This is a genomic window from Victivallis sp. Marseille-Q1083 (assembly GCF_903645315.1).
In the GTDB taxonomy this organism is placed as follows: Bacteria; Verrucomicrobiota; Lentisphaeria; order Victivallales; family Victivallaceae; genus UMGS1518.
Genome location: NZ_CAHJXL010000002.1, coordinates 835,838 through 849,118 on the forward strand (window position 1 = coordinate 835,838; position 13,281 = coordinate 849,118).

Annotated in this window: 11 protein-coding genes; 9 read left to right on the forward strand and 2 right to left on the reverse strand. The window is 56.3% G+C overall.

Annotated elements, in window-relative coordinates:
• Positions 1-2: 2 nt before the first annotated feature.
• The 9 genes from HWX74_RS19455 (at position 3) to HWX74_RS19495 (ending at position 11,885) form a co-directional block, all read left to right on the forward strand.
• Entirely contained in the window at positions 3-686 is a 684-nt protein-coding gene (locus HWX74_RS19455; protein ID WP_176015211.1) for an HAD family phosphatase, read from the forward strand.
• Positions 687-711: 25 nt separating this feature from the next.
• Positions 712-2,589 (forward strand): beta-N-acetylhexosaminidase, encoded by a 1,878-nt coding sequence (locus tag HWX74_RS19460; protein ID WP_176015212.1) that lies wholly within the window; start codon positions 712-714, stop codon positions 2,587-2,589.
• Positions 2,590-2,829: 240 nt separating this feature from the next.
• Positions 2,830-3,291, forward strand: coding sequence for a PTS sugar transporter subunit IIA (locus tag HWX74_RS19465; RefSeq protein ID WP_176015213.1), 462 nt, complete (start codon positions 2,830-2,832; stop codon positions 3,289-3,291).
• A gap of 61 nt (positions 3,292-3,352) precedes the next feature.
• Entirely contained in the window at positions 3,353-3,745 is a 393-nt protein-coding gene (locus tag HWX74_RS19470) for a hypothetical protein (RefSeq protein WP_176015214.1), read from the forward strand.
• Between the two features lie 22 nt (positions 3,746-3,767).
• Positions 3,768-4,334 (forward strand): orotate phosphoribosyltransferase, encoded by a 567-nt coding sequence (gene pyrE, locus HWX74_RS19475; protein ID WP_176015215.1) that lies wholly within the window; start codon positions 3,768-3,770, stop codon positions 4,332-4,334.
• Between the two features lie 55 nt (positions 4,335-4,389).
• Positions 4,390-7,374 carry a preprotein translocase subunit SecA gene (gene secA, locus HWX74_RS19480; RefSeq protein ID WP_176015216.1) on the forward strand — a complete coding sequence of 995 codons (2,985 nt, stop codon included), beginning with the start codon at positions 4,390-4,392 and terminating at the stop codon, positions 7,372-7,374.
• Between the two features lie 44 nt (positions 7,375-7,418).
• Positions 7,419-10,388: an AIR synthase-related protein gene (locus HWX74_RS19485; RefSeq protein WP_176015217.1), complete on the forward strand. Its 2,970-nt coding sequence runs from the start codon at positions 7,419-7,421 to the stop codon at positions 10,386-10,388.
• Positions 10,389-10,472: 84 nt separating this feature from the next.
• Entirely contained in the window at positions 10,473-11,483 is a 1,011-nt protein-coding gene (locus HWX74_RS19490; protein WP_176015218.1) for a tRNA-dihydrouridine synthase, read from the forward strand.
• A gap of 105 nt (positions 11,484-11,588) precedes the next feature.
• Complete coding sequence (locus HWX74_RS19495) at positions 11,589-11,885, forward strand: hypothetical protein (protein WP_176015219.1); 297 nt, start codon at positions 11,589-11,591, stop codon at positions 11,883-11,885.
• An 88-nt stretch (positions 11,886-11,973) separates the two neighbouring features.
• On the opposite strand, the gene rsmG is transcribed toward HWX74_RS19495, so the two are convergent.
• Together rsmG and HWX74_RS19505 are read right to left on the reverse strand one after the other, a co-directional pair.
• Positions 11,974-12,648: a 16S rRNA (guanine(527)-N(7))-methyltransferase RsmG gene (rsmG, locus tag HWX74_RS19500; RefSeq protein ID WP_176015220.1), complete on the reverse strand. Its 675-nt coding sequence runs from the start codon at positions 12,646-12,648 to the stop codon at positions 11,974-11,976.
• Positions 12,649-12,652: 4 nt separating this feature from the next.
• Positions 12,653-13,198 carry a hypothetical protein gene (locus HWX74_RS19505; RefSeq protein WP_176015221.1) on the reverse strand — a complete coding sequence of 182 codons (546 nt, stop codon included), beginning with the start codon at positions 13,196-13,198 and terminating at the stop codon, positions 12,653-12,655.
• Positions 13,199-13,281 lie beyond the last annotated feature (83 nt).

Consider the following 13,281-nt stretch of genomic DNA (forward strand, 5'->3'; position numbering starts at 1 on the left):
GGATGTCGGAAGTGAAACTGCATCTCTTTGATATGGACCATACGCTGATGGACAACGACAGCGATCTGTCATGGAAAACGTATGCCGTGCAGCGGAAGCTGGCGTCTCCGGAGGCGCTGCAGCAGGCCGAAGCGTATTTTGAACAATATTCGGAGGGGCGGCTCGACATCGATGCGTTCATCCGTTTTCAATTGCAGGAGTTTGTCGGCAATACGCCGGAAACGATGCGGCGAATGTCGCAGGAGCATTTCACCGAATTGGCGCGTCCGAAAATCTATGCCGACGCCGTAGCGTTGGTCCGTTCGCTGCGGCAGAACGGCAAATTGGTCGGTTTGCTGACGGCGACCAATTTGGTGCTGGCGAAGCCGCTGGCGGATTTTTTCGGTTTCGATTATGTGCTGGGAACCAATCTGGAAGTGCGTGACGGCAAATATACCGGCGGCATTGCCGGCACCTATGCCGGGGGGGCCGGTAAAGTGGTCATCGCCCGGGAGTGTGCGGCAACGCTCGGTCTGGATTTGGCGGAAGTGGCTTACTATGGCGACAGCATCAACGACCGTTTCATCCTGGAAGCGGTCGGCGCGCCGACTGCGGTGAATCCTTCCAAGCAGTTGTCGGCTCTGGCCGAACAATATCGCTGGCCGGTACTCAATTTCGGCCCCGGCGGCTATGTACTGCAACCATGATTTGAGAAAGGAAACATGATTTCTGATGTGGAAACAAACGCAATTGAGTTGGAGTGAGCGGGAAACGCCGGAGGAGTTGCGGCGTTTGCTGGTCAGGTTGGGGGAAGAATATCCGATCCGGCCGAATGGCGAAGGCCGCCGGTTGGTTTTCTGCCAGGCGGCCGCCGGTTGTGCCGGGGCCTGTTGGGACGGCGATCATGTCCGCATTGAATACGGTACGGTGACCGATGCGGCCCGGGCGATCGGCTCGGCGTTAAGCCGCCTGGAAACAAAGGAAAAGACGGAGTTCCGGCTGCTCGGCATCATGCTGGATTGCTCGCGCAACGGCGTGATGACGGTGCCGCATGTCAAAAAGTGGCTGCGGCGCCTGGCTTTGATGGGATACAATACGGCGATGCTTTACACCGAGGATACCTACCGGTTGCCGGGGGAGCCGTATTTCGGCTATATGCGTGGCGCTTATACGGCGGAAGAAGTGCGGGAAATCGACGCCTATGCCGCCGATCTCGGCATTGAAATCATCGGCTGCATTCAAACGCTGGGCCATCTGGAGCAGGTCATCAAATGGGGCGGCGCTTACCAGGCGGTGACCGATACGGCCCGGGTGTTGCTGGTGGATGAGGAAAAAACCTACCGGCTGATCGATAAAATGATCCGTTTCTGGTCGGATAATCTGAAATCCCGCCGGATACACATCGGGATGGATGAAACCCACGACCTGGGGCGTGGCCGTTTCATGGACCGGCATGGTTACGAGCGCGGGTTTGAAATTTTCAATCGCCATTTGGCGAAAGTCAATGAAATTTGCGGCCGTTATGACATGCGGGCGATGATCTGGTCGGATATGTATTTCCGGATGGGCAACGAGGATTTGGAATATTACGATGTCAATTGCAATATTCCGCCGGAAGTGCGGGCGCAAATTCCGGAAAATGTCGATTTGGTATACTGGGATTATTATCATGAGGATCAGGCTTTTTACGAACGGTTTATCCGGCTGCATCGGGATCTGGAGCGTCCGGTGCTGCTGGGCAGCGGCATCTGGACCTGGTCGAAAATGTGGCTGGATTACCAGATGACCCGCGATGCGGCCGGTCCCTGCCTGCGCGCCTGCAAGGCGACCGGGTTGCGGGATTTGTTTTTTACGATGTGGGGGGATGACGGCAGCTATTGTGATTGGGATTCGGCGTTCGTCGGCCTCTCCTGGGCGGCGGATGTCGCATACGGCATGGCGGAAGAAGCGCCGGAGTCGGTGACGCGCTTCGAGGCGATCTGCCAGGCCAGTTATTTGCCGCAGGTGGAAGCCGGCAAACTGGATCCGCGTCTGCCGTACGGCACGGAGGGCAAATATCACTATATCCGCAATTTCATCTTGCTGTGGGATGACCCGATCATGGGAATCGGCTGGAACGGTTATAAAATTCTGGACGAGGCGTTCGATGTCAAGGTTGAAGCTGCCTTTTCCGAATTGATCGACAAGCTGTTGCCGTATCAGGCGGAAAAGAATGCCGGCAATGTGGCGCACGCGATCAAGTTGGCGCAGGCGATCGTGGTAAAATTGCGGTTGCGCCGCGAACTGCTGTCGGCGTATGAGCGGCGGGACATGGCCCGGTTGCGCCGGCTGGCGGAAGTCGATATTCCGGCGGCGATCGCCGCTTATCGGGCGGTGTTCGACTCCTGCCGGGACCTCTGGCTGGCGACGTTCAAGCCTTTCGGACTGGAAACCATCCAGATGCGCAACGGCACGATGATCGTCCGCTATGAAGAACTGGCCAGGCGGCTGTCCGAATTGATTGCCGGCAAGGTTGCGGCGATTCCGGAGCTGGAGGAAAAGCTGGATGCCGGAATTGCGACGTTTCCCGCCTGGACCCGCGGCGTGATGTGCGGTTCGACATGGTGGTAAACGGAGCAGAAAAGACAGCGGGGCTGCCGGGTGTTTTCGTCGCGGGGAAATATCCGGCAGCACTGTTTTGATTTCAACGCCGCCGTTGCGTTAACTTTTGACGGTAATACGTTGGAAAGTAAGTTGCAAAATTGCGTTGAAAGCGTTAAATTACTTGAAATATTTTTTATGGAATGGTATTTGGCAGTCGTTGCCGGAGTTCTGCTGTTCTTTTTGTAATTTATATATCCGGAGGATAAGATGAAAGTATCGTTTTCCAAGTATGTGACAAAAGATTCTATCGTCGTACTGAATGGGAAAAGTAAACTCGAAGTTTTGGACGAGCTCATCAATCGGGCTGCCGATCTGTCGCATCTGGATCGCGATCTGATTTTCCGTTTGACCTGGAAGCGGGAAAATATGATGACCACCGGCGTCGGCAGCGGGTTGGGATTGCCGCATATCCGGGTCAGCAATATTCCTTATCCGGTCATTTTGATCGGCATTTGCACCAATCCGGTCGAAGATTATCAGAGCCAGGATGACCAGCCGGTCCGGGTCATTGTTTTTATCGTCGCTACCGATGAAGATCCGGAAGCTTACCTGCAGTTGCTCGGCAGCATTTCCAGAAAAATGCGCGATCCGAAGATGGTCGACAAAATTGTTGAAAACATCGCCAAGCCGGATGAAGTGTTGAAACTGATTGATGATTCGGAAGAATAATCATTGTTTTTGGAATCTCCTGCCGGGATGCCGGCGGAAACTATAATCACGGAAAAAATTTATGTCGAAAACTTCCCAGAATATCGGCGCCAAGGCGCAGATTGACTTTCATTGTCTGGATGATCATTGTGATGGAATTGTCAAATTCAATCTGGCGGATGTTTCCCGGAAAGATTTTCAGGCGGTTTGTCCGAAGTGCCTGCGGACCTACGAATTGGACGCCGCTTTGCGTGACAAGTTGTCGCGCATGCTTCATTTGATTCAGGCAATCCGGGAAGCGGAAGATATCCTCGGCGACAGCAATGTATCGGTCAACGTGGCGAACGGTGAAGTCAGAATCCCGTACGCGTTGCTGTTGACGCGGCTGAATACTTTGATCACCTTGAACTTCGGAGAACGCCAGGTCGACTTTCACTTGTGGATAGAACCCTCTTCGCCGGATACCTTCCGGTAAAGGAACAGTTGGAATTGAGAACATGACGGAACAGGAAATCATTCGAATTTTTGAAGAGTCCCATGCATTGTTGAATGGTCATTTCAAATTGCGCAGCGGCTTGCACAGCAATCGCTTTTTTCAGGCGGCGCTGTTGTTGCAGTATCCGGACAAAGCGGAACAGGTCTGCGCTTATCTGGCGGCGAAATTCAAGGATGCCGGCGTGGAGACGGTGATTTCTCCGGCCGTCGGCGGTTTGATTGTCGGCCAGGAGATTGCCCGCGCCCTGGGCTGCAAGGCGATCTTTGCCGATAAGGAGGAGGGGCGGCTGGTTTTGAAGCGCGGTTTTTCTCTGCGGCCGGGAGAGCGGGTGCTGGTTGCCGAGGATGTCATCACCAAAGGAGGCCGGGTGCAGCAGACCATCGACCTGGCCCGCTCGTTCGGCGCCGATGTCGTCGGCGCTGCCGTGCTGGTCGACCGCAGCGGAGGGGCGGCCGGTTTCGATGTGCCGACTGAAAGTTTGATTCGGTTGAATTTACCGACTTTCGAACCGGACCAGTGTCCGTTGTGCGCGGCCGGCGCCCCGCTGGACACCCCCGGGTCCAAATAAAACGATTGGTTAGTCCGTCTGGCGGAAAGCGGGCGGTGGAAGGAAATTGTTATTTATGATTGAACGCATTGTCAAAAAAATCTTCGGCAGTAAATCGGCGCGCGATTTGAAAAAAATGCGTCCGTTGGTCGCCAGGGTCAACGAGCTGGAGGTTTCTTACCAGAATCTGTCCGAAGCGGAATTGAAGAACAAGACCGTGGAATTCAAGGAACGCCTGAAAAATGGTGAAACGCTCGACGACATCATGTGCGAGGCGTTCGCCGTGGTCAAGAATGCCTGCCGCCGGCTGGTGGGGCAGGAAGTGGAAGTCTGCGGACAGTCGATGGTTTGGGATATGATCCCGTTTGACGTGCAGATTCTGGGGGCGATTGCCCTGCACAGGGGCAATATCGCCGAAATGGCCACCGGCGAAGGAAAAACGCTGGTCGCCTCGATGCCGCTGTATTTGAACGCCTTGAGCGGCAGAAACTGCCAGTTGGTGACGGTCAACGATTATCTGGCCCGCCGTGACTCCGAGTGGATGGGGACGATTTATCGCTACCTGGGCTTGACGGTCGGTTGTCTGCAGGGACAGATGCCGTCGAATATTCGCCGCGAACAGTATCGCTGTGACATCACCTACGGCACGAACAGCGAATTCGGTTTCGACTATCTGCGGGATATGGGGATGGCCACCGAGGCGCGTCATCTGGTGCAGCGCGACCACTTCTATGCGATTATCGACGAAATCGACAGTATTTTGATTGATGAGGCGCGGACGCCGCTGATCATTTCCGGTCCGGTGCCGATGTCCAGCCACCAGTTCGACCAGTTGCAGCCGAAAGTGGCGCAGCTTTTTTCGAAGCAGAATCTGCTTTGTTCGAAGTTGGTGCAGGAGGCGAAGTCGACTCTGGAGCGCGAGGGGATTTCTGCCGAAGAGCGGGAAAATGCCCTGCTGAAACTGCTGCAGGTGAAATTCGGCATGCCGACCCACAAGCAGTTGCTGCACGTCCTGGAAGACGGCAGCATTCTCAAGGAGGTGGAGCGGCTGGATTCCAAGGTGCACAGCGACAACAATCGCGGTCTGCTGCAGGAAGTGCAGGGAGATCTGTATTTCGCCATCGATGAAAAATCGCATGGTGCCGATTTGACCGAAAAGGGACGCAATGCGCTGTCTCCGAATGATCCGGAGGCATTTATCATGCCGGATCTGCTGCTGGAGCTGCACAATATTGAAAACGATGCATCGCTGAGTGAAGAAGAACGGTTGGCCAAACGCCAGAAATTCGAAGCCGATTATGCGGTCAAAAGCGAACGGCTGCATGATTTGTCGCAGCTGTTGAAAGCGTATTGCCTGTTTGAAAAAGATGTGCATTACGTCGTGCAGGACGACAAGGTGATGATCGTCGACGAGCACACCGGCCGGTTGATGCCGGGCCGGCGTTTCAGCGATGGTTTGCACCAGGCGCTGGAAGCCAAGGAACGGGTGAAAATCGAGCAGGAAACGCAGACGCTGGCGACGATTACCATTCAGAATTATTTCCGTCTTTACGAAAAACTGGCCGGCATGACCGGCACAGCGGAAACCGAAGCCAACGAATTTCATCAGATTTACAAACTGGATGTCATCGTCGTGCCGACCAACCGGCCGTGTCAGCGTATTGATGCCAATGACTCGATTTTCAAGACGCGCCGCGAAAAATTCAACGCGATCGTCGAGGAAACCGCCGCCCGCCACGCCAAAGGGCAGCCGGTGTTGCTGGGAACGATCTCGGTGGAAGATTCTGAAATTGTCAGCCGGATGCTGAAGCGGAAGAATATTCCGCACAATGTCCTGAATGCCAAGAACCATCAGTTGGAGGCGGAAATCGTCGCCAACGCCGGCCGGGTGGGCGCGGTGACGGTGGCGACCAATATGGCCGGCCGCGGTACCGACATCAAGCTGGGGCCGGGAGTGGCGGATTTGGGCGGTTTGCATGTTATCGGCAGGTCCCGCCCCGATTCGCGGCGGATCGACCGGCAGGTGCGCGGCCGCTGTTCGCGCCAGGGCGATCCGGGGGCTTCGAAATTCTATGTGTCGCTGGAAGACAATTTAATGCGCCTTTTCGGCGGCGACCGGGTCATCAAGATTTTTGAGCGTTTCGGCTTGGAAGAGGGCGAGGAGTTGGAGCATCCGTGGTTGAACCGTTCGATCGAAACGGCGCAGCGTCGGGTGGAGCAGCAGCACTTTGCAATCCGGAAACGGACGCTGGAATTCGATGATGTGATGAACAAGCAGCGCGAGATCATTTACGGTCTGCGGAAAGATGCGCTTCTGTCCGAGAAGCCGCTGGATACCTTGATGTATCTGGTCGAACAGCATGTGTTGAACAAAGTGCAGGAAATCGCCCTCGGGCCGGCCAAGGGAGAAGCCCGTACCCAGAATGACGGTGAATTCGATATGGCCCGCCTGGTTACCTGGCTGAAGGCGACGTTTCCGATCGACTTCCAGGAGAGCGAGCTGACTGCCGGATTTAGAGCCGGTTCGAAAGCGGCCGGCGACGGTCGCGGGCCGCTGCGCGATCCGAGCGCGTTGACCGAGCAAATCGTCGATAAGATCGAAGTTGCCTATAACCGGAAGAATGAGATCCTGCCGCGGGAACAGTGCCGCTATCTGGAACGCCATACGGTGCTGGATGCGATCGACCGGTTGTGGCAGGAGCATTTGTATACGATGGACAGTTTGCGGTCGAGCATCTATTTGAGGGTTTACGCCGCGCAGAAGGATCCGTTGGTGGAGTACAAGCATGAAGCGTTCAAGGCCTTTGAAGTGTTGATGGGGCAGATCGAGCAGGAAGCGGTTGCCAATATGTTCCGGGCGACCATTGCGACATTGGAGAGCTTTGAGCGGTTGCTGGAATCGCTGCCGCAGGAATTGATACACCGTTCGTTCGGTCAATTCGATATGAATGAACTGTTGAGCGCCGGCCGCAAGGACGGTCGTCCGGCGATTCCCGGTTCCATTACGATCAGCAATCCGGCGATGAAGCCGAAGGACAATGGTCCGCGGCGTTCGAAATGACCGGTAACGTTTTAGCAGAGCAGAAAAGGAAGGCGTAGTGCCGCATGAATTATCGGATTGAAATTTCACCGTTGCGCACCTGGCGGGATGCGCGCGGAGAGGGCGTCAAACAACAGATAGTCGACTTTCTGAAACTGAATGTCGATGCGGTTTGGACGCGGGATGTTTATACGATCGCTGCCGACGTCGATGCGGCGGAAGCGGGTAAAATTGCCGAATTTCTGGTCAACCCGGTTACCCAATATACCCGGCTGGGGGAAGTGCCGGCGGTGCGGGCGGAGGACGGCGACTGCAAATTCATTATCGCCATCGGCTTCAAGCCGGGCGTCACCGACAACGTGGGGCGTACCGCTCACGAGGCGATCGGGGATATTGTCGGCCGGCGGCTGCGGGATGACGAGAAAATTTTCAGCTCGGTCGAATACCTGTTGTACGGCGAACAACTGACCCGGGAGACGGTGGAACGGATTGCCCGCGATTTGCTCGCCAATGAGCTGATTCAGTCGGTACGGATTTTTTCCGGAGACCAGTTGCAACGGCCCTTGCCGTTGAATCTGCCGGCGGTCAATGCCGTCGGAGGCGGAGAGGTGCGCAAGTATAATTTGGAAGTCAGTGACCGGGAGTTGATGGAAATCAGCCACAAAGGCATCCTGGCTCTGTCGCTTGAGGAGATGAAAGCGATTCAGCAATATTTCCGGGAAGCCAGGGGCAGGGAGGCTTACGGGCTGGACCGCAATCCGACCGATGTCGAGCTGGAGGTGCTGGCGCAAACCTGGTCAGAACATTGCAAGCATAAGATTTTCGCGGCCGAAATTGATTATGAAAACCCGGAAAGCGGTGAAAAAGAGCATATCGTTTCCTGCTATAAATCTTTTATCAAAAAGAGCACCAATGAGATCGCCGAAAAGGTGGACTGGCTGGTGTCGGTGTTTCACGACAATGCCGGTGTCATCGCTTTCAACGACAAATATGACTTGGTATACAAGGTCGAAACCCACAACAGTCCGTCGGCGCTCGATCCGTACGGCGGGGCGATGACCGGTATCGTCGGCGTGAATCGCGATCCGATGGGGACCGGGCAGGGGGCTGAACTGCTGATCAATGTTTGGGGATATTGTCTGGCGTCGCCGTTTACCGCCGATGCCGAAGTGCCGCCGGGCCTGCTGCATCCGCGACGTTTGCGCGACGGCGTCCACAAGGGCGTCATCGACGGCGGCAATCAGAGCGGCATTCCGTATGGATTGGGCTGGGAATATTTCGATGAGCGTTATCTCGGCAAACCGCTGGTCTATTGCGGAACGGTGGGGATTCTGCCGAAGAAGATCGGTGAAGTCAGGGGATCGGAAAAGACGATCAAGCCGGGCGATTATATCGTCATGGGCGGCGGCCGCATCGGCAAGGACGGCATCCATGGCGCCACCTTCTCCAGTGAGGAGCTGCACAAGGACAGTCCGACTCAGGCGGTGCAGATCGGCGATCCGATTACCCAGAAAAAACTGAGCGATTTCATCTATGAGGCGCGCGACCGCGGCTTGTATCGGTTTATCACCGACAATGGCGCCGGCGGATTGTCGTCGAGCGTCGGCGAAATGGCATCGTTGTGCGGCGGGTGCCGGCTGGACTTGGCGACGGCGCCGCTGAAGTATGCCGGCATGGCGCCGTGGGAAATCCTGGTTTCGGAGGCACAGGAACGGATGAGTTTTGCCGTGCCGCCGGAGAAATTGGAAGAATTCAAAGCGTTGGCGGCCTCCCGCGATGTCGAGGTGACCGTGATGGGGACTTTCACCGATGACGGTAAATTCCATATCACTTACCGCGACCGTACCGTGGCGCTGCTGGACATCGATTTCATGCACGAAGGATTGCCGCAGTTGCATCTCAAGGCGAAATGGAAGACGCCGGTGTTTGAAGAGCCGGTGCTGGCCGGTCGCGATGCCGCGGCGGACTTGAAGGCTCTGGTGGCGGATTTGAACATTTGTTCCGATGAGTACAAAGCCCGGCAGTACGATCATGAAGTCAAAGGCCTCAGCGTCGTTAAGCCGTTTGTCGGCGCCCGGCGCGATGTGGCCAGCGACGCGACGGTGACGATGATCGAACCGTTGAGCCGGGAGGGCGTGGTGTTGTCAGCGGCCATTCTGCCGCGTTACAGCGATGTGGATACCTATTGGATGATGGCGTCTAGCATCGATCTGGCGGTGCGGCGGATTATCGCCGTCGGCGGCAAGCTCGGCCATATCGCCGGTTTGGACAACTTCTGCTGGCCGGATCCGGTTCAGAGCGAAAAGACGCCGGACGGCGAATACAAACTGGCTCAACTGGTCCGGGCGAATCAGGCGCTTTATCATTTTACCAAAGCGTTCCAGGTACCGTGTATTTCCGGCAAGGACAGCATGAAGAACGACAGCACCAAAGGCGGCCGCAAGATTTCAATTCCGCCGAGTGTGCTGTTCAGCGCCATTTCGAAGATGGACGATATCGACAAAGCGGTGACGCTCGATGTCAAGCGGCCGGGCGATTTGGTGTACGTCATCGGTTCGACTGCCGCCGAATTGGGCGGCAGCGAATATTACGCCATGCTCGGCGCCACCGGCAACCGGGTGCCGAAAGTGGATGCCGGAGCGGCGATCGCCATTTATGAGCGCGTCGCACAGGTGACTGAAAGGAATCTGGCCAGCGCGTTGCATACGCCGGCTTTGGGCGGACTGGGGGTCGGTTTTGCCAAGATGGCGATGGCCGGCCGGCTGGGCATGCAGATTGATCTGGCCAAAGTTCCGACCAGCGAAACCTGTTCGACGCTGGAATTGTTGTTTTCCGAATCCAACAGCCGCTTTATCCTGACGGCGGCTCCGGCTGATGCCGAAGCGGTGGAAGCGATTCTGCAAGGGGTGCCGTTTGCCTGTGTCGGTGCCGTCGACGGCACCAATCAGTTGTGCTTATCGGCGGAGGATGCGAGCATTGAAATGCCGCTGGCCGAATTGCTGGCAAACTACAAGGAGACGCTGGCCGGCATTTGAGTCGCCGGTTGAACTCTGTTGCTGCAATGCCCGATTTTGTGATGTGAACTGCAAAATCGGGCATTTCTCATCGAAAGGAACGAGATGAATATTTACCCGGTCGACAGTTTGATTCTGGCGCCGTTGTCCGGTTATACCGATTTGCCGTACCGCCGTATTGCTCGCGCTTACGGCTGCCGTTACGCATTCACGGAGATGATCGATATCTCGTCGCTGGCTTATGCCCATGAACGCTCGTTCCGGATGCAGGAGCGGGGAGAGGATGAAACATTCCTCGGGATTCAATTGGTCGGCAGCGACCCGGAACATCTCAGGAGGGCGCTGGAAGTGGTCAACCGCTGCCGGTTCGATGTCGTCGATTTCAATCTGGGGTGTCCGGTGGCCAAGGTGGCCAGAAAGTGTGCCGGTGCGGCATTGGGGCGCCAAGTGGACCGGGCGCTTGCCCTGTTCCAGCTCCTGGTGAAGGAATCGGTCCATCCGGTAACGGCCAAAATACGGATTCTGGATGAAAGAGACCCGCGGGAGACATTGCGTTTGGCGCTCGGGCTGGAGGCCGCCGGCGCCCGGGCGCTTACCGTCCACGGGCGGGTGATGAAGATGTTCTATTCCGGGCCGGTTTACGCTGAAATCATTGCGGCGGTTCGGGAATCGCTGGCGATTCAGGTCGTCGCCAATGGCGGAGTTATGGGCTGGCAGTCGTACGGGCAGTTGCGGCGTGACAGCGGTTGCCGTGCCGTGATGCTGGCGCGCGGGGCGATGGGCAATCCGTGGTTGTTCCGGGAATTGAGCGATCCGCAGGGTTATCTGCCGCCGACGCCCGAAGAGGTCATCGGAACGATGCGCTCCCATGTGTTGGCGATGATCGATTATTACGGCGAAGCTGCGGCGATGCGGATGGCACGCAAAATTATGATCGACTATCTGCGGGGACGTGGTTTTCTGGGAACGGCGCGGGCGGCGGTGTCGAAATTGGAAACCCGGGACGAGCTGCTGCAATTTTGTGAGCGCGCCGTCCATGAGCACAGTGCCGGTTACTGGCAGTGGTTGGAGAGCTCGCCGACGGCGGAACGGCGGTTGCGGAAAGGCTCCTTTTGAGGGCAGGTCGCCGGGCGGATAATTTTTTCAGGAAAATATTTGACAACGCTGATTTGCCGGTTATAGTACCGCAACAAACCCAAAATTGAAATGGAGATATAAAGCATGGCTACTATTTGTCCTTTTTGCTCAACTGAAGTCAGTGAAAGCTCTATCGAAGCGGAAGACGGCTGCTGTCCGGAGTGCGGAGCGGTGATTTCTGTTTCGAATGCCTATATGGCAGGAGAAGATGCTGACCTCGATTCCGAGTATGATGACGAGCCGGATGGCTTTGATCTCGATGATGAAGATGACGGTGATTTTGGTGATTTCGATGACGAATTCGGCTTGGAAGAGTTCGATGAAGACGGCTTTGAGGAGTTCGATTTCGGCGATGAGATCGATGAGGAAGAAGATTACTGAGCCTTGACGATTGAAAAAGAGCGTCCGCTGACTGTCCGGTATGCCGGCTGCGGCGGACGTTTTTTTTGCCGGGAAGCCAGCCGGCCGGTCAGTCGCTGTACAGAAACAGGCGCGTGCCGGCATTGCCGGGCAATTCCCGGGGGGCAGTGGCCTGCCAGTGAAGCGGTCGACTCTGCCGGTCGGGTTTCAGGGCGTTCAGCAGCGGTAAATCGGCAGCCGCCTGTTCCGGCGTCTTGTACAGGATGAAACGGCCGTCCGGCCTGACCAGGCGACGCGCTTCCTGAAACAGTTTGACGCTCTCCGCCACCGCCCGTCCAGTGACGATATCAAATCGATTCTGCCAGGCGCTTTGGCAGTTCATCTCCCTGGAGCGGCGGTTGATGACCGTTACATTGGACAATGCCAGTTCGGTGACGGCCTGCCGGACAAAAGCGGTTTTCTTGCCGATGGAATCGATGGCGGTAATTTGCAGTTGCGGGAAGGCGATGGCCAGAACCAGGGAGGGAAAGCCGGCGCCGCAGCCGATATCGGCCAGGGAAAACGGCCGGGTGGCGATTTCCGGAAAGAAATAACCGATCAACAGCGAGTCGAGCACGTGTTTGAGCCAATAGCCGTCCGGCGTATCGATCCGGGTCAGATTGACCCGTCGATTGGCCTCAGCCAGCAGCTCGTACAGCTTCCGGCCTTTTTGAATCAGAGTCGGAAGATCCGGCACACGGCATTCCCGGGCCGCCGCCGGGAAATCGAAGCTGGTTGCCGGCATTTTGTCAGGCTTTCCAATTCAACGCGATGGCGGCGCCGCAGTAGAAGGTGATCAGCAAAGCATAACCGACCGCGGCATAGCGTGCACTGCCATGTCGGGCCAGGAAGCGGAATGCATCCCGCAGATAACAGGGCTTGGCGGAGATCAGGATGCCGATCAGGCCGATGCTCCAGGCCAGCACAGCGCCGGACAGCGCGAGTTTTATATCCAGCGCGAAGGATTCCTGAAGGAAATAATAGGCCGCCAGAATCAGCAGGCCGCCGATCGCCCGGGCAAACAGATAATCCAGAAAGAAAAAAGCCAGAACCGTAAAAATGCCAACCAGCGGCCACAGATAGGGCAGCAGCCAGTCCCACGCCAACGCTTGGCCCTGCGGCACGCACCAGGCCAGTGCCAGCAAGGCGATGACGCTGCCCCAATAACGGTTGCGGGTCAATTGCTCCGCCGCCGGGATTCGTGGCGGATTGAGTCGAAAACAGTACCAGGCAGTTGCCAGCCCGCCGAGCGCAGCCAGCAGCAACCCGCCGAGCAAAAAGAAATGTAGCGTCATCAATCTTATCCTGATTTTGTCAGTTCATAAAGGAGTAAATTAGCATCATCCGGCCTGTTATTCAAACTGCCGGCACAAAAAAT

What these genes read in the sequence shown, in the direction of transcription:
- HWX74_RS19455 (WP_176015211.1), top strand. Translation starts at nt 3, where the DNA reads ATGTCGGAAGTGAAACTGCATCTCTTTGATATGGACCATACGCTGATG.
- HWX74_RS19460 (WP_176015212.1), top strand. Translation starts at nt 712, where the DNA reads ATGTGGAAACAAACGCAATTGAGTTGGAGTGAGCGGGAAACGCCGGAG.
- HWX74_RS19465 (WP_176015213.1), top strand. Translation starts at nt 2,830, where the DNA reads ATGAAAGTATCGTTTTCCAAGTATGTGACAAAAGATTCTATCGTCGTA.
- HWX74_RS19470 (WP_176015214.1), top strand. Translation starts at nt 3,353, where the DNA reads ATGTCGAAAACTTCCCAGAATATCGGCGCCAAGGCGCAGATTGACTTT.
- pyrE (WP_176015215.1), top strand. Translation starts at nt 3,768, where the DNA reads ATGACGGAACAGGAAATCATTCGAATTTTTGAAGAGTCCCATGCATTG.
- secA (WP_176015216.1), top strand. Translation starts at nt 4,390, where the DNA reads ATGATTGAACGCATTGTCAAAAAAATCTTCGGCAGTAAATCGGCGCGC.
- HWX74_RS19485 (WP_176015217.1), top strand. Translation starts at nt 7,419, where the DNA reads ATGAATTATCGGATTGAAATTTCACCGTTGCGCACCTGGCGGGATGCG.
- HWX74_RS19490 (WP_176015218.1), top strand. Translation starts at nt 10,473, where the DNA reads ATGAATATTTACCCGGTCGACAGTTTGATTCTGGCGCCGTTGTCCGGT.
- HWX74_RS19495 (WP_176015219.1), top strand. Translation starts at nt 11,589, where the DNA reads ATGGCTACTATTTGTCCTTTTTGCTCAACTGAAGTCAGTGAAAGCTCT.
- rsmG (WP_176015220.1), bottom strand. Translation starts at nt 12,648, where the DNA reads ATGCCGGCAACCAGCTTCGATTTCCCGGCGGCGGCCCGGGAATGCCGT.
- HWX74_RS19505 (WP_176015221.1), bottom strand. Translation starts at nt 13,198, where the DNA reads ATGACGCTACATTTCTTTTTGCTCGGCGGGTTGCTGCTGGCTGCGCTC.